This is a genomic window from Pseudoalteromonas sp. G5_S1_14_S5 (assembly GCF_054968605.1).
In genome coordinates, this window is sequence record NZ_JBQKUM010000024.1 from 1 (window position 1) to 16,611 (window position 16,611).

Genomic DNA, 16,611 nt, shown 5'->3' on the forward strand with positions numbered 1-16,611 from the left:
ACCAAAAAAAAGCCCGCTTTAATAAGCGGGCTTAATAGAAATCTTACAGTCTGACACTAAAAATGCTCAGCTGATTAGGGGCTTAGCCCCAGATTCAAGTACTAGATTAGTCGAAAAGACCTAGGTTTTCTTTTGCGTATGCTTCAAATTCTGTGCAGCCGCCGATGTGGTCTTGGTCGATGAAGATTTGTGGTACCGTTTCAACTGGCTTACCAACTGTCTTCTCTAGGTCTGCTTTGCTGATGCCTTCAGCGTGGATGTCAACATAGCGGTAGTTGAAGTCATCGCGTTTTGCTTTAAGAGTTTCAGCATGCTCTTTTGCACGAACACAGAATGGGCAAGCAGGGCGACCAAAAATAACTACAAACATTTCAATTCTCCTAAATACGGGATGAGACTCGTTAACCTAAAATACGTCAACTATTCTTAATTGAACAAGACTCAAAAATTCTTGGATCCAACTATGCCCTAATGCCTTAGGGAAATAAAGATGGAATTACCTCTTAATACAATAGGTTTTGCCTATCAGAGCAAATATTGTTCACAAAAGCGATCCGCTCGAATTTTTGATGAGTATCAAGGTCGAGTACCCATATTATTAGAATGTGAATTACTCCTAAGAAAGCGACTTTAGTGCACCTTTAGTGTGACAAATTGCACTTCGTCAAAAAAATTGTTTTCAGAACGAGGCATCTTATGATTGATTGACGAAAATTAAACGATAAAAGTTAGCACGTTAATACATAACCCACGAAGCATTGCCTTTAGGCGTGTGGGCTGGCAACAAGAGTCGTTTTCTTTATGAGCCTTTTTTAAACAGGCACCAGATACAAAGGCAATATTCCAACAACCAAGAGTTCGCAGTTTTGTTTGGTCATAGGCACAGGAGGCACCATGTTTCAATTTATGACATCTACAAAGATCATCTTTGGTGATGGAGCACTTTCCGCTTCATTGTCTCTCTTCAACCAATATGGTTATAGCGTGCTATTAGTCACGGGGAATACACTCCAGCGCACTTCAATTGTCACTGATTACTTAGATGCTCAAAGCATGCGTTACCAACACATTGCGGTTTCTGGTGAGCCTAACATCAAAATGGTCGAAGAAGCGGCGATATCCGCTCGACGATTCAAGCCTGATATGGTCGTCGCGATGGGCGGTGGCAGTGCGATAGACATGGGCAAAGCGTTAGCAGCCGTGTTACCTAACCAAGGCAACCTCTATGACTACGTTGAAGTGGTTGGGCGCAATGTCCCTTTAAAAGCTAAACCATTGCCATTTATTGCTATTCCCACAACCGCGAGTACCGGCGCAGAGGTAACTAAGAATGCGGTACTCAAATCAGGGCAAGACCAAGTGAAGATCAGCTTAAGAAGCCCTGACATGCTTGCTGATGTGGCGATTGTCGATCCGACTTTGACTCATGGTACCAATCTGTATTTGTCGGGCAGGGGCGCGATGGACACTTTCACTCACCTGATGGAGGCTTATGTGTGCGGTAACCCAAACCCATTGACGGATATGATCTGCGAAGAAGGGTTACGTAAGCTGAGTGGCTCAGTAGTACAAGCATGCGTTTATGATGAGCCTCAAGCACGGTCAGATCTGGCGTTTGCTTCCATGCTTGGTGGTATGGCTATTACCAATGCCAAGTTGGGTGCTGCACACGGATTGGCTTCTGCATTGGGTGGTAAGATTTCAGCTCCACACAGTGTGATAACTGCTCGATTAGCGCCATTTGTGATGCTAGAGAATATTGAGGTTGCAAGAGAGCAGCAGCGAAGCGACATTTTAGAGCGCTACCAAAGTATTGCTCAAATTGTGACGGGTAAAGCGCAAGCATCCGCAGAAGATGCAATTTCTTGGTTATCAGAAGTGCTCGATACGCTTAAGCTACCAAGCCTACTAGAGTTTGGTGTTTGTGAAGTGCAATTCGAAGAGGTATCGGCTGATGCACTTAAGTCAGTTGCTATTAAAGGTAATCCATTGCCATTGAATCAAGAGCGTTTGATACATATCCTGCAGCAGGTTTGTGAGAAGTGTCATTGTGGTGAATCCCAGGGTGAAGTTACGTTTAGTCATAACGATGACGAGTTTCAAATAGCGGAGTCGAGTTTCACGATCATCAACTCTTATGCTTCAGAGAATAGTGTGGTGGAGAAGGGGAACAGCTGGACCATTTAATAGTATTGGTTAATGGGCATACACTATTGAATACGCAGATAAATAAAAACGGAGCACTTGGCTCCGTTTTTTATTCAATTCTTTGGGGTCAGAACTGAGAGTATTTCTCGTAGCGTGAATCACGAAGTGACTCTTTGACACGCTTAAGATTCTCTCTGAAACCTGAGCCACGACGCAGTGTAAAGCCAGTTGCTAATACATCGATAACCGTCATCTGAACGACACGGCTTGCCATTGGCATGTAAACGTCAGTGTCTTCTGGCACATCCAACGAGATAGACAGCGAGCTTGCCTTATCAAGTGGAGAGTCTTTCGCTGTGATAGCGATAACCGTTGCACCGTTTTCACGAGCTAGGTTGGCAATTTCAACTTGGCTCTTTGTACGACCTGTGTGAGAGATCAGTACGATAACGTCGTTGTCACTGCAGTTAATACAGCTCATTCGTTGCATCACGATGTCTTCAAAACACGTGATTGGAATATTAAAACGGATAAACTTGTTTTGAGCGTCTTTTGCTACGGCAGAAGAAGCACCTAGTCCGAAGAATGAAATGCGTTTTGCCTGAGTGAGCAAGTCAACCGCACGGTTTACTTGCATCGCATCTAGACTGTTTTTTGCAACGTCTAAGCATGCCATTGTTGATTCGAAGATTTTGTGCGTGTAAGCATCAGGGCCATCATCTTCTTCGACATTGCGGTTCACATAAGGTGTACCATTCGCCAAGCTTTGAGCAAGGTGAAGTTTAAAGTCAGGGAAGCCCTTTGTGTCTAAACGACGACAGAAGCGGTTAACTGTAGGCTCACTTACGTCAGCCATTTTAGCTAAGGTAGCAATGCTAGAATGGATTGCAGTTTGAGGGGAAGCCATAATTACTTCGGCTACCTTACGCTCAGACTTGCTGAAATTTTCCAGGTTTTTTTGTATTTTTTCTAATGTATTCATAGTGTTCACAAGGGTATAGAGAACAACTTGCCAGTTAATATCTTATTACCAAGGGGTGTGGCTGAAACAAATATCAGTAAGCACAATACCAACGTTTTATTGGATGTTGTAATTACTGCTGTATCAAATAGATATCAAGCTAACTAGCACCATAGAGTCAGTATAAACCTAACATACTATTCACTAATACAAAAACACGGGATGAATGCTTAAGAATATGACAAGCCTCAACAAAATTTGAGAAAACTACAGTATTGGAAGAGGCTTTGAGCAAAAAGAATGCGAATTCAGTACGAACTGACAGCTAAGTTACATCAAAAAGAAAGAAATTTTCAATTTGATGCAACTAAAATTGAATGGCTATGCGTTGATTTGCGTAACTAACTGAGTGATTTTACCCATTAAGTTCGGCGCTAGTTTTGAAATCTCACGCTGCTCTTCAAGTACCGAAGAAAGAATTTCTTTGCCCGTTAGCGGGTTAGCCAATACTACGCGGAAAACGATGATGGGTTGGTGAGTCCACGCTTCTGGGTTTAGTCGAGTACGAGAGACAAATGACTTTCCGGTTTCGCGCTGTTTCTTCTGGATAAACTTGGTAAGTTCGTTCAGAAGTTCGTTCAACTCTACACGCTGCTCAGGAGCGGCTTTAAGTAGGGCTGCTTTTACCTTCTCAGGAACGTAGCGGTATGTTAGTAGACAAAGTTCTGGTTCAGAGACTAACTCGAAATCATCTTGTTCTTTAATCAGGTCAGCAAAGTAACGCGCTTTGTTGATGCTTTGATCGATCAGCAGTTCATAGCCTGGACGACTGATGATGTGCATTGCAGCATAAACCAGCATCGCCATACCTGAGCGAGAGCCTTCCAACGTATGGCTACCTAAGTCTTTAGAGCCCTTACGTAGGATATATTGAGCGTGGTGCTCAATCGCAGTCATCGCGTCTGGTTTCTTAAACAGAACCATGCCTGCACCCATTGGTATGTAAAGCTGCTTGTGAGCATCGATAGTGACAGAGTCAGCTAGTTCAATACCATCAAGTAGGTGGCGATAATTGTTAGACATCAAAGTCGCGCCGCCCCAAGCTGCATCCACGTGGAAGTGGCAGTCAGACTCGGCACATACCTCTGCAATATCTCTTAGTGGGTCGATATTACCGGTTTCAGTTGTACCCGCGACACCGATAACGGCGAAAGGCTTAATCTTGTTCTGCTTGAGCTGCTCGATCTTCAGTCGTAGGTCATCAGTACAAATGCGGTTATCGTTATCCGTTTTAACTGATACAAGACCTTCCTGACCAATACCCAGCACGTCAGCCGCTTTTTTCAGGGAGTAGTGACCACGTTCAGACACTAAGATGGCTAGGCCTTCGTAGTCGTAGTGTTTCATGGCTTTGAATAAACCTTCTTTCTCGACACCTTTGAACGGGCCCTGTGCTTTTAATGCATTGTTACGTGCGACCCAAAGCGCAGTAATGTTCGCGATAGTACCACCAGAACAAAACGCCCCTAATGAGTGATTGGCACTGTGCATCCAACGAGAATAGAACGCGTCATCATCTTGATAGATCAAGCGATGTAGCATACCTAGAACTTGACGCTCTAGGGGGGTGAAAGCTTTGGAAGTCTCGATCTTTACTAGGTTCTGATTGAGCGCGATCATGATTTTTGAAAGCGGCATCAAAAAGTAAGGCAGGGCAGACGTCATGTGACCAATGAAGCTTGGCGATGAAGTATGAACCGAGTGAGATACAAGAGAATCGAGGAGATGCTCAGTATGTTCAGAAACAAACTCAGGTTGCTCTGGGATCTGAGCATTTGAAAAATCTTTCTCAATTTCACGCAGCGGCTTTTCTTCAGCCACGATATGTTCACGTAAGAATTGATTCAGGTTTCGTGAAAGTTTGTCTTCAATTTGAGTGAGTGTTGAATCTGGGCCTTCAGGTACCGTGAAGATACGTAGAAGACTGTCGAAGCTAACATCTGCTGTTTTTTGTTCCGTAACCATAGCAAGCGAGTTATTTTTTTAATATTGACGCGAGCGGGACAATCTAAACGAAAACGGGAACAATGTCCCGTCTTAATTATGAAATCCAACTTCTCACAAAAGCTTATTAAATGAGGGGTTACTTACATTTAATCGCTTCAAGTTCAGCGATCGAACTGTTGTAGCGCTGAAGTGCAGTGTCGATTTGTTTAGGGTGGCTAAGCAGTTCTGCGAATGCCGAACGTAGCTCGTAATTTTGCTCATGAGGCTTTGATTGACGGTCGTCGAACGTCGTTTTAGCGACTTTGCCTAGCTCGTCATCACGTTTTGATAGAGCCTTGATGTCATGTTGCTCAAGTTGTAGCCAGCCTTCAACTGGTTGTTCTGTTGCTACTTTGCTTGAGTCATTCACTAGGTAGTAGTGTACCGCAGCACGATTTAGCTCGAAGTGGTGCTGACGACCTTCAAGGAACCATTCACTTACTTCTGTTAGCTCTGGATATTGCTCTGAGGTGAGCTCAGCAAGATCGGCGTACCAATTTAGAGAGGCGTCGATGTAAGCATCGTATTTTTTCGCTTGGCACTGGTTTGTTTCAGACATTGAATCTGCTGCAAAAGAGAAAGTAGAAGTTGAAGCTAGCAGTAATGCGACGCAAAGGCGTTTCATAGCGGGTCCTTTTGTAAGTTTATTCTTTTTATTACTTTGTCGTTACAGGTTACCGCGATCATTCTTTGTTGAGCAATGACACTTAGTGTCTTTTTATTTGGGTAACTGTATCGGTGTCTTGGGCAATGGTATTCGAGATACATTCTAATCTAAATCGATCGCTATTCCTGCGATCTAGTTAGCAAGAGATACAAAGAACAACATCAAAATGGGCACGAGTAGACTCAATATAAATCCACTAACAATCGCGATAGGCACACAGCGAACGCCGCCTGTTGTTTGAATGACAGGCAAAGTGAAGTCCATGGCAGTAGCTCCAGCATACCCAATCGATGTGCAAGGATAGCTCCGAATGAGCACTGGAATCAGAACTAACGCGACGAGCTCTCTCAGTAGCTCAAGCATGAATGATGCGCCGCCGTAGACCGGACCAAACGCATCACCCATTAGGATTCCAGCCAAAGAGTACCAGCCAAAACCAGAAGACATGGCTAGCGCTTTAAACAGGGGAATATCCAGCAAGTAAGCAGCGATAACACCACCTAACATAGAGGTGATAATTATCATGACAGCGATGACCATGCCATGCTTGTTGAGCAAGATTTGTCTCAGAGTTAGTCCGCTATTTCGCAGCTGGATGCCAATGAAGAATAAAAGAACGAATAGAATCCATTCGCTCGCTGTATCGACCCAATGAAGGCCGATAGGTAGAACGAGTCCCGCAATAAGGCCTGAGCCGACAACCAAAATGAGTTTGGCAGACTCCATTGCCATCGAAGAAAGCAGCAGCTTCTTTTGACTAGTGTCTGTTTTGAGTGGTAACACTTTGTCTATCGCGGGCAGTGCCATCAGGTTACAAACGCTCAAGCAGACGAAGAAAGTGACTGTGTAAAGAAGGATTGTCTGTAGGTTGCTACCAAGATTATCAAGCGCGGCAAGGCTTAATCCCATCAGCGCAAGAATTACATAGATCAAACGCGATGTAGAGCGGTTGATGAATTCTAGCGTTTGGGTGTTTGAAATTGAAAATAGATACCCCACAACAAGTGGAGCAAATATGAAGATCATCCCTGTAAACATGCTTTCCTCTATTGCAATTACTGCAACTTTTTCTGTGGCTTAGAAGCCACTGGCGTTGATCACATCGTCTAGCTTTGCATTAAAATCATGTTTACTCAAGTTGCTTAGATTATAAAGCACCTCTGCGCCTGTCACATTGAGCTCCACTTCATGATCATCGATGTTCTCATCCTTGTTTCTGAACATCAGTAGGTGGTTAGCAATGCGAGCGATATCTAAGTAAGAAACTTCACGTTCTTCTTGTTTGTTGATGGTGTTGCTGCACACGTCAATGAAGTCGCTGTCGAAGCCCCAACGCTTGAGTACTAGCTTGCTAGTGGCTGAACATTGGCCTTGGAAAATCTGCAGCGCGATATCGTGGTCGAGGTAGTTACCGTTCTCAAGGTATAGGTGGTACTCGCTTACTAGGCAGAAAAGCCCAATATCGGCTAACAAACCAACTAGCAAAGCCTTTTCATGTTCAAGGTAGCGGTATTCAGTAGGAGCGATCTCTTTAAAGCCATTGGTCACAAGTACCATGGTTGCTCCTAATTCTTTTGATACAGAAGCGCTTTGAATCAATAGCTGGTTACACTCTTTACTTAAATCAACTGAGTGCTTGAGTTGCTCGATCGCTTGTGCAGTCACGATGTCACGAACACGCAATATACCTAGGCGTGAAACGGCCGTCATAATGTCGACACAGGTAATGTTGCGTCTGTTGAAGACGACTGAGTTTGCAACTCGAATGACGATGGCTGTAAGGCCTGGATCTTCAAGCAAGCACTCGGCAACCTCGGCTACTCCGGTCGATTCAAGGGTACAAAGTTTTTGGATTTTAAGTACAACATTAGGGATAGGAGGAAGGGTTATTTTTCCCGCTGAGATGGAATGTCCAACAAGTTGGGCAAATTCTGATTCTAGGCCCTTAAGAAGAAGTGCCTTGTTTTGTGGTAGCCAGAAAAACGATAAATGATTCATAAAAAGTGTAAAAACATGTATGTCCTACCATTTTACAAGCCACAATGCTGCGAGGCAATACTGAACGGTTCCCACAAGCTTTTAAATATTGAACCGGTGTATCATCAAACGTCAAAATTCAATCACGGGATGATAGCTTTATGTGATGTTAATCATGAAAAAGCGGAATACACAATTGATTGATGTGAACTAAGTCCAGACTTATTTTTCTTTTCGAAGTATCATTTATTTAAAGGTGAAAAAAGCAACGATAATATTCACCTAAACAACAAAATTATATTCAAAATTTTTCGCATAAAAAGCTGCTTGTCTGGTGATCAACCTAATCGGGGTAATTTGATTAAGGATCAACGGATATGATCGAGACAGCATTTATTAATTACGTGAATCAATTTGGTCAGCATCAAAAACGTTCTATGTTCGGAGGTATTGGCCTCTTTCAAAGTGACGCGATGTTTGCCTTATTGAGTGAAGGTTATTTATTCATTAGAGGTGGCAAGTCATTAGATAAAAAACTGGTAGATCTTGATTGTGAAAAGTATCGCCATGTGAAAAAACAGACAACAGCAACCGTAAACTACTACGACATTACTAAACTGTTCACATGCGAACATCCTGAATTGGATAGCATTATTCGTACTTCTATAGATAATTCAATTCAGCAGCGCAGCTTCAAGAAGTCACCTGCTAGCCGTAGATTAAGAGATCTTCCTAACATGCAGCTTACGTTAGAGCGCATGGTAAAAAAGGCGGGTGTCGATGATGTTTCTATGTTTATGCAGTTAGGCGCACCAGAAGTGTTTAATAAGGTTCGCAAAGCGTACGGAAACGATGTCGACCTAAAACTACTTTGGAAATTTGCGGGTGCGATTGATGGTATCCACTGGAAACTATTACAAGAACCACGCAAGCAGCAATTACTAAAGAGCTGCCACTAAAGAAGTCGTCCTTATATGCTTGAAGTTACAGTTTATAAATAAAAACCGAGGAATAAATCCTCGGTTTTTTTGTTTCTGTCTCAACGAAAGATATTGAGTATTCTCATGGAACCCAAAGGTTCGAACTCGTCAGCTAAGTATTAGTACTTGAAGCGAGTTGTGAACATTAACTGATCACCGTAGAAGTCGTTGATACGAGCTTCAGCGCCGATAGAGAATAGCTCTGTAGAGTGGAAACGTGCGTAAACAGAACCGATCCAATCATCGTTGTCATCGATAGAAACGTAACCACCTTTACCACCAACTTCTAGTTGTGGACCAAGCCATTGGCGAACACCAATGTTAACTTCCATACCGATGTCAGTAGAGCTTTTGTGTTCAGGCTGAACGATGCGCGCTAGCATTTCACCTGTTAGGTCTGCCCAGTTGTTAATTGGAGCGTGGAAACCAAGACCAACAGCAGAATCGAAATCACTTTCAAATTCTGAATCAATGCGCGCAATTGCGTGAGCATTCGGGTGGATTGACTTACTGAACGCGCCACCAAATGTCACAGGGCTAGCACCGATACGTGCTTCGAAGTAATCGTAGCTGAAGTTGCTCATTATTTGTGGTTGTTCTTCGACAGCTAGCGCTTGGCTCGAAGCCAACAGCATAGCGGTAGTAAGTAGTATTTTGCGCATAACGACCGTAAACCTTTATTAGTGTTAATTCCTTTGGTTTGAGAGAAATCGGCAAACCATAAACTTCGAGACAGTTTAATCTAACTCACGGAAAAGTAATCCATTAAAATGTAAATCCTTAATCATTTAGTTAAAAAATAAACAAATTAAGGGCCAGTCTGCAACGGAGATCTCATGTTTTGGGACAAATGAGAAAGTTGGATAAGTGAATTATCCAGATTTTATATGAATCCGCCCTGTCTTATATTGGCTGCTGTTTATGTCATTACCCTTCAAACGTTAATCGTGAGCGTTACTCGCCAAAGCTTGTGCGCTTATCTGCCATTGAGGTAAGAATACGCTTTGTATCTAAAATCGAAGTCTAATTCAGTAGTTGTTTTCATTGGCAATCATATAGTCGGTCAGCTGCTGAGTGATGGTGTCTCTGAGTTGGTCGCCTTGTCAAGGTTTGGATATATAGAAACCTTGCCTCGCTCTGGAATTGCATCGAGTACGTTAGAAAGAAGGTTGGTCCAGACTTGTTGCAGCGCCAATGATTGGTAGGGTAAAGGTGGCAAGTTAGTGCCGTAGTGCTTTTCAAGTTGATTGTGTTTTAAGCGGTTTCAAAGATCACCAAAGCCACGTTTTGATGATTGCCGTGGATGTCTTCCAATGTATGGTGCGCATCTTCAATGTTCTCGGCAGTGTCGATATCGGACACACAAGACAACGGAGCTAATTCCGTACGTATTCGCTCAATGCTAACTGGATTATTGCCCAAACAGATAACAGCGTATTGATTCACAGCTTTCCCATAGTTGTCGCAATGCTTCTAGCCTAGCAAGAACTGCAGATTAAGGATGAGAGCTAGTCGTTAATTTGCTGAGTGATTTGAAGTATCGAGCAATAGACTGATTTAACTCAATGTTTCTTGTTTGCGACTGATGGGTTAGACTGAAAAAAAATAAACACATGTAGAAAGAGAACTCATGGAACAGTTAAGAAAAATTGGCGCAATTGGCGGCGCAATCTCATTGGCTCTTTGCTGGCCTCTAGCGGTCGGGCAAATTGGACAAAATGCGATTACTGATGGCGTTGCAAAACTTAACAATTCGAGCATTCAAGCTGAGATCGTTGAGTACGATAGGGGTTACCTTTCTTCTAATGTAACCACTCGCATCACTGTGACGGATGAAAATCTAAAAGAACAACTTGCGATTGATGGCTTACCAAGTGAGTTTGTCATTGATAGTGCGGTTAGCCATGGTTTGGTTAGCCTTAACGCTGTTTCGACGTTAAACAATGCAGACATCCTGCCACTGACTTTAACGACGAGCACAGAGATTAACGGCAATACGGATTTCGATTTCGAGCTAAGCCAATTCAATCATCAAGGTACTGATGAGAATGGCACCTCGGTATCTATCACTAAATCGAACCTGACAGGTCATGCGACTGTGTTGGGGCAAGTGGATTACCAGCTTTCTATCCCTTCTGTTCAAATCGATTTTCAAACGGGTGAAGAGATGACACTGTCAAACCTGAAAGGCACGGGTTCCGGCCAACAAGCCAAAGGTTACTGGCTAGGCACGCAGAACTTCACGATTGATAGCTTCTTGATTTCAGATTCGGTAATGCAGCCATTCATGACTATCGAGAACTCAACCTATGTCTTTGAATCTCACCTAGATGAAGCAACTAAGCGTCTACGTAGCAACCTTAAACTGGATATCGCTAATATCGAGACGAGCGAAGGGCAAGTGAGCAACTTAAACGTTGATTTCGAAATGTCGAAACTTGACAGTGAGTCGTTTGAAAAAATCTTTGAGATTTACCAGTTTAACCCTGTTCTTACACAAGAAGACGTTGCTGAGATGATCCCATTCATCGACATTCTGTTTGCTAAGGGCTTCGACCTTTCAATGAACAACTTGTCACTAGAATTAGGCAAAGGCCAGTTTGAATCGAAGTGGTTGGTGAGTGTTCCTGAAGGTACAGAAAACATCAGCAATAACCCTTCAATGATTATGCCTGCACTAACGGGGAATCTTCACTCGAGCTTCTCAAACGGATTGGTAGAAGAGTACCCATTCATTCGCGAAGGTATCGATGAGTTGATCGTGATGGAAATGATCAAAGAAACAGACAAGGGTTACGAAATCAGTGCTGACCTAAAAAATGGAAACCTAGTGTTTGAAAATGGACAAGAAATTCCACTAATTGCACTACTTATGCCGGCTTTTGTCCAATAAACTGAGTAGGCAAGAACACTCATAGAGCAATTTAGCGCATTAAGTTAAAGATTTTGTACTGTACGAAACAAAAGAGGTCATAAGACCTCTTTTGTTGTTTTTATGTTGAGTAAAACATGGTATTACTTGCATAGTTATTATTTAGCAGGAGCAATCATCCCCATGGAACATACATTAGATAACGTATTCAATTTTAGTGCTGGTCCAGCGGCTCTGCCTAAGCCAGTAATGAAACAAGCACAAGCTGATTTCATTGATTGGAACGGTTTAGGCACTTCCGTTATGGAAATCAGCCATCGCAGCAAAGAATTTATTAAAGTTGCTGATGAGTCTGAGCAAGACCTACGTGATCTTCTGAACATCCCAGACAACTACAAAGTTCTGTTCTGTCAGGGGGGCGCTCGTGCTCAATTCGCTGCTGTGCCTTTAAACCTTCTTGGCGATGCAACAAAAGCGACTTACATTGATGCGGGCTACTGGGCTGAAAGCGCAGTTACGGAAGCAAGTAAGTACTGTGAAATCGACGTATTCAATGCAAAAGCAACAGTTGATGGTAAAGCTGCAGTGGTTCCAGCAAAAGACTGGAAAATCGATCCTGAAGCGGCGTATGTTCACTTCTGCCCGAATGAAACCATCGATGGCATAGAGATCAGTGAACTTCCACAAACCAATAAGCCTATTGTTGCGGATATGTCATCTAACATCTTGTCTCGTAAGATTGATGTCTCTCAATATGGTGTTATCTACGCGGGTGCACAGAAGAACATTGGCCCTGCGGGTATCTGTATCGCTATCGTGCGTGATGATCTGCTGGATCTTGCAAATGACGTATTGCCAAGCATTTTTAACTATAAAGTACTCGCTGAAAAAGACTCTATGTTCAACACGCCACCAACTTACGCTTGGTATTTGTCTGGTCTTGTTTTCAAATGGTTGAAGGCTCAAGGCGGTGTGGAAGCGATGGAGCGTGTGAACCAAGAAAAAGCAGTACTACTATATAACGCGATTGACGATTCTGATTTCTATAAGAACGAAGTGCACGCAGCAAACCGTTCAAGAATGAACGTACCTTTCCAACTTGCCAAACCTGAGTTAGATGTGAAGTTCTTAGAATTGGCAGATGCTGCTGGTCTTAAGTCGCTGAAAGGTCACCGAGCTGTAGGTGGAATGAGGGCATCGCTTTACAATGCGATGTCTTTAGAAGGTGTGCAAGCGCTTGTAAACTTCATGAAAGATTTCGAAGAGAAGTACGCTTAATCTGCCTACTTGAGATTAAACATTTAAAAGAGGCGCTAACGGCTCCTCTTTTTCTTTTTTAGTTCTTTAAACACTCTTATGTAACACTGGCTATCTTCTTTTACTGTTCAAACGAAACTGCTTGATAGTGAAACTCGCTACCTCAAAAGCATCGACCAAAAAAATTTAAGTGTTGGCGGCGATTCCGATATTTAGATCATTAGGCGAGCGTTAATGCTGCTTTTCAAAGGCAATATTCTCGCAAGAAACAATCATAAGATTTAGACAAGAAGGGAGAGATATGAAGAAGTTAGGCGTGGTTAACAATGTATTGGCAGGCAAAACGGTCGCTTTCGCACATGGTGCAAAAAGTGCCATCAACAAACAAGTTTTGTTGCAGCGTCAACACGCAACGGAACTGGGTTTTACCAATGATGAGCAAGGTGATCCGCGTTTCCATGGCGGCATTCAGAAAGCCCTTCATATCTACCCAAGTGAACACTATCAAGTTTGGCAGCAGGAGCTGGGCGACAGAGGTGTTTTTCAATCAGCTGGCGCTTTTGGAGAGAACATCAGCTCAAGTGGCGTAACCGAACAATCGAATTTCTTAAAAGATAAAATCCGTATTGGCTCTACTTTGCTGGAGGTCTCGCAAGGGCGCATGCCTTGTTGGAAGCTCAATGTGCGTTTTGACCAACACGATATGGCGCAAAGACTGCAATACACACTAAGAACCGGTTGGTACTTCCGAGTGTTAGAAGAGGGCGAGATAGGTGCTGGTGATGAGATTATACTGTGCGAGCGTCCTTATCCTGACTGGCCGCTTGATCGTATCATGGGTGCCGTTTTTACCGGTAGCTTAGATAAAGACTTATTAAACCAAATGACGGAATTGCCATTGGTTGAGTCTTGGGGAGCGCTTGTTGCGCGTCGCCTAGAAACGGGCAAAGTTGAAGATTGGGAAATGCGCTTGGTTGGACCGACAGCGGTATAAACCAGTAGTTAGATAGAGAAAGCCCGCTAATTAGATATCGCGGGCTTTTTGCTGGTGATGAGCGTTGTAAGTGAAGTTACAACCAGAAACTCTTCAGCGGCATATCAGGCGCAAAGTGATGAGCAACCTGTGCTTGAAGCAACTCTGCGGTTGCAATTGCATCAGTAAGTGCATGATGTGGCGTGTAGTCGGGTAGGTGGTATCGACGACGGCTTTGCCCGAGTCGAACTGAACCTGGCTTCTTACCTTTTAATTTATTCCATAAGCCGCCAGCCAGTTTGTTCTGGATCTGAGACTCAATCTCCAGCGTATCCAATACCGGAAACTCGATGCCTTCATTCAATCGCACTTTCAATGCGTTGTTTAAGAAATCTCGCTCAATACGGCGGTAGTGAACAACGGGAATATGGCCAGCCATCGCTTGCAATACTTCATCCAACACTTCATCAAGATCTGGCGCATCGATGATGTCATTGTGGGTAATGCCATGGATTACCACTGACTCTTCCTCTAGTTTCTGCCTCGGACGCAGTGTCCAGTGCCTTGCTTGTCGAAGGTAGATTCGGTTAAGAGTAAATGGCACCAAACCTATGGTGATGATCCCGTCTTTGGAAGGATTCAAACCGGTTGTTTCGAAATCTAAAGCTAAGAACATTACCTCTGAAAGCGGTGTGTCAGGCGCAGGAAGAGGTTGGCTGTAGAACTGTTTTAAGCGTTCATCCTGGGCACGTTCAAGCTTTTGAGCAAACTTAAATGGCCAATCGACCGCTGGTGATCTGAATAGCTTGTTCATAGGCCCTACTTAAACTTGTTACTGGCTTGGTAACGGAACTTAAGGAAGTTCTGCGCATTACTTAAGATTTGGAATGCATCCTTCAGGTTACGGCGTTCGAAATCAGACAGATTCTCTGGCTCAATGTTGTTATCCGGCTCGACATTATTATCAACATCGTGCGCTTGGTGGCGGATACGCACCAGAGAGATAAATTCCATCGCATCTTTAAGATCTTGTGCTCTACCTTTTGGCAGAATACCCGCGTCGATAATGTCATCTAAGCGTTCAAATGAGTTCTTAGAGCGAGAGCCTACCGCTAGCGCATGGACACGAATCAAGTCTGCGAGAGGAGCCGTACCACGTCGTTTGAGATTGATGGAGTTGTTATGACGTCCATCTTTCTCCATAACGAAGTCTTTAAAGAAACCGAGTGGCGGAGTTCGGTTGAGCGCATTACGTGCCAGACACGCCAGGAAGCGGTTGTTCTTACGTGCACGTCTTACAATAAAGCTGTTTAACTGTTCAGCCCATTTCAGACGACCATAAACACCGTCTAGGTCGAAAAAGATCGACGCGTTCAACAGTGCTTTCGGGTTTGGGTCGTCAATCCAGTCAGCGAAGCACTCCTCCCATTCTCTGCGGGTCATTCGCCACGTTGGGTTGGTCGCCATGATGTCCCCCGTGCAATACACATAACCACATTGGTCTAAGCCGTCACAAATGAACTTTGAGAGCGCTTCAAAGTACTTGCCGTGTTTTACTTCGTCGTAGGTGTCGTCAAGAATGATGGCGTTATCTTGGTCTGTTACCAGCAGTTGTTCATCACGCCCCATAGAGCCTAATGCTAAGAAACAATATGGAATTGGCGATTTACCTAACTGTTCTTCCGCGAGTTCGATAATACGCTGCTTAAAGCTACGGCCAATTACCGACATAGCGGTGCCGACCATGTGAGCATTGGCATCTTCGTTAACGAGACGGACAAAGCTGTCTTTCACTTGCTCAGAGAGCACTTTGAGATCGTCGATACTTTGTTGCTGGAAGATACTACTTACTAAGAGCAACGAGTTTTGAGATTCGTAACGGACGATGTCGGTCGCTTCGATAATACCGATTGGCTTCTTATCTTTGAGGACAGGTAAGTGGTGCACGTTATATCGAAGCATGGTCATCATGGCTTCGTATACGTAGGCATTGTGGTCAAGAGAGATAACCTCAGGTGTCATCACGCTAGAGACTTCATCGGATGGGTCAAGACCTTCTGCCAGTACGCGAGTACATAAGTCTCGGTCGGTGATGATGCCGATAACGGGCGTCGAATCGTCTTCATCATCTTCAACGATGTCAGGGTCGATGATAAGCAAAGAAGAGACATTCTCTTCCGCCATCATGGTGGCGGCTTGTTGAATGGTGCGCGTTTTCTCGATCATCGGCGCTTCACTGGTCAGCAGCGTTTTTACTTTAGATGTCGTGAGGTCGTTGGCATCGTTATTACTAGAGTTAGCCTGACGAAGGCGCGCGTTATCTTCAACCTCTACGAAATCAGCAAAAGAGTCGTAGTTATCGTAGAGTTCTTGGAAAATAGGCTCAGGAATACAGTAGAGCAGGGTATCTTCGGTCGCTTTTACTGGGAAGCGCACCTTGTTGTTGGTAAGCAGGCCCATTTGACCAAACAGATGGCCTTCATCAAGGCGGTTGTAGAGCTCGCCTTTACGGCGATAGACTTCGACTTCGCCGCTTCGAACCATATACAGGTCATGAATTTGATCACCAAAGTGAATGATAGGTGTGTCTTGGCGGTAATAAGAAATTTCCACGCTACTGGTCACTTTCGTCAACATCTCCTCAGGGAGCTCATTGAAAGGGGGGTATTGTGCCAGAAAGTTTTGAATCTCTAATAACTCAGCATCCATAGTAATCATCCATTGGTTTGT

The 16,611-nt window shown here is 43.8% G+C and carries 16 protein-coding genes; 5 read left to right on the forward strand and 11 right to left on the reverse strand.

Annotated features, from left to right (window positions below):
- Positions 1–106 precede the first annotated feature (106 nt).
- A complete protein-coding gene (locus ACTRWI_RS09170) occupies positions 107–370 on the reverse strand; it encodes a GrxA family glutaredoxin (protein ID WP_004741562.1) in 264 nt (87 codons plus the stop codon).
- A 524-nt stretch (positions 371–894) separates the two neighbouring features.
- On the opposite strand from ACTRWI_RS09170, the gene ACTRWI_RS09175 reads away from it, so the two are divergent.
- Positions 895–2,187, forward strand: a complete 1,293-nt coding sequence (locus ACTRWI_RS09175; protein ID WP_499130711.1) for an iron-containing alcohol dehydrogenase — start codon at positions 895–897, stop codon at positions 2,185–2,187.
- An 88-nt stretch (positions 2,188–2,275) separates the two neighbouring features.
- Here ACTRWI_RS09175 and ACTRWI_RS09180 read toward each other — a convergent pair whose 3' ends face one another.
- From ACTRWI_RS09180 to ACTRWI_RS09200, 5 genes are all read right to left on the reverse strand, one after another.
- The gene (locus tag ACTRWI_RS09180) at positions 2,276–3,130 is read right to left on the reverse strand and encodes a MurR/RpiR family transcriptional regulator (RefSeq protein ID WP_004734686.1); all 855 of its coding nucleotides are present in this window, start codon (positions 3,128–3,130) and stop codon (positions 2,276–2,278) included.
- A gap of 360 nt (positions 3,131–3,490) precedes the next feature.
- Entirely contained in the window at positions 3,491–5,134 is a 1,644-nt protein-coding gene (gene panP, locus ACTRWI_RS09185; protein WP_499130720.1) for a pyridoxal-dependent aspartate 1-decarboxylase PanP, read from the reverse strand.
- A gap of 118 nt (positions 5,135–5,252) precedes the next feature.
- Positions 5,253–5,780, reverse strand: coding sequence for a hypothetical protein (locus ACTRWI_RS09190; protein WP_499130722.1), 528 nt, complete (start codon positions 5,778–5,780; stop codon positions 5,253–5,255).
- Positions 5,781–5,954: 174 nt separating this feature from the next.
- Entirely contained in the window at positions 5,955–6,860 is a 906-nt protein-coding gene (locus ACTRWI_RS09195; protein WP_499130723.1) for a LysO family transporter, read from the reverse strand.
- 39 nt (positions 6,861–6,899) lie between these two features.
- Entirely contained in the window at positions 6,900–7,820 is a 921-nt protein-coding gene (locus ACTRWI_RS09200) for an HDOD domain-containing protein (RefSeq protein WP_499130724.1), read from the reverse strand.
- 356 nt (positions 7,821–8,176) lie between these two features.
- Here ACTRWI_RS09200 and ACTRWI_RS09205 point away from each other — a divergent pair, with 356 nt between their 5' ends.
- Positions 8,177–8,758 (forward strand): TfoX/Sxy family DNA transformation protein, encoded by a 582-nt coding sequence (locus ACTRWI_RS09205; RefSeq protein ID WP_499130725.1) that lies wholly within the window; start codon positions 8,177–8,179, stop codon positions 8,756–8,758.
- A gap of 140 nt (positions 8,759–8,898) precedes the next feature.
- Here the strand turns inward: ACTRWI_RS09205 and ACTRWI_RS09210 are convergent, their stop codons facing one another.
- The 3 genes from ACTRWI_RS09210 to ACTRWI_RS09220 all read right to left on the reverse strand — a co-directional run bounded on the left by ACTRWI_RS09210 (position 8,899) and on the right by ACTRWI_RS09220 (position 10,225).
- A complete protein-coding gene (locus ACTRWI_RS09210; RefSeq protein ID WP_499130728.1) occupies positions 8,899–9,441 on the reverse strand; it encodes a hypothetical protein in 543 nt (180 codons plus the stop codon).
- A 401-nt stretch (positions 9,442–9,842) separates the two neighbouring features.
- Entirely contained in the window at positions 9,843–9,998 is a 156-nt protein-coding gene (locus tag ACTRWI_RS09215) for a hypothetical protein (protein WP_499130731.1), read from the reverse strand.
- Positions 9,999–10,033: 35 nt separating this feature from the next.
- On the reverse strand, positions 10,034–10,225 hold the full coding sequence (locus tag ACTRWI_RS09220) for a hypothetical protein (protein WP_499130732.1): 192 nt from the start codon (positions 10,223–10,225) through the stop codon (positions 10,034–10,036).
- A gap of 184 nt (positions 10,226–10,409) precedes the next feature.
- Between ACTRWI_RS09220 and ACTRWI_RS09225 the strand changes: the two genes are divergently transcribed.
- The 3 genes from ACTRWI_RS09225 (at position 10,410) to ACTRWI_RS09235 (ending at position 13,902) form a co-directional block, all read left to right on the forward strand.
- Positions 10,410–11,672 carry a DUF945 family protein gene (locus ACTRWI_RS09225; RefSeq protein ID WP_499130735.1) on the forward strand — a complete coding sequence of 421 codons (1,263 nt, stop codon included), beginning with the start codon at positions 10,410–10,412 and terminating at the stop codon, positions 11,670–11,672.
- A 162-nt stretch (positions 11,673–11,834) separates the two neighbouring features.
- Positions 11,835–12,929 carry a 3-phosphoserine/phosphohydroxythreonine transaminase gene (gene serC / locus ACTRWI_RS09230; protein ID WP_499130737.1) on the forward strand — a complete coding sequence of 365 codons (1,095 nt, stop codon included), beginning with the start codon at positions 11,835–11,837 and terminating at the stop codon, positions 12,927–12,929.
- Positions 12,930–13,209: 280 nt separating this feature from the next.
- Positions 13,210–13,902, forward strand: a complete 693-nt coding sequence (locus tag ACTRWI_RS09235; protein WP_499130738.1) for an MOSC domain-containing protein — start codon at positions 13,210–13,212, stop codon at positions 13,900–13,902.
- A 76-nt stretch (positions 13,903–13,978) separates the two neighbouring features.
- Here ACTRWI_RS09235 and ACTRWI_RS09240 read toward each other — a convergent pair whose 3' ends face one another.
- Complete coding sequence (locus ACTRWI_RS09240) at positions 13,979–14,695, reverse strand: 3'-5' exonuclease (protein ID WP_008222219.1); 717 nt, start codon at positions 14,693–14,695, stop codon at positions 13,979–13,981.
- A gap of 5 nt (positions 14,696–14,700) precedes the next feature.
- The gene (locus tag ACTRWI_RS09245) at positions 14,701–16,590 is read right to left on the reverse strand and encodes a DUF294 nucleotidyltransferase-like domain-containing protein (RefSeq protein WP_499130739.1); all 1,890 of its coding nucleotides are present in this window, start codon (positions 16,588–16,590) and stop codon (positions 14,701–14,703) included.
- Between the last annotated feature and the right edge of the window lie 21 nt (positions 16,591–16,611).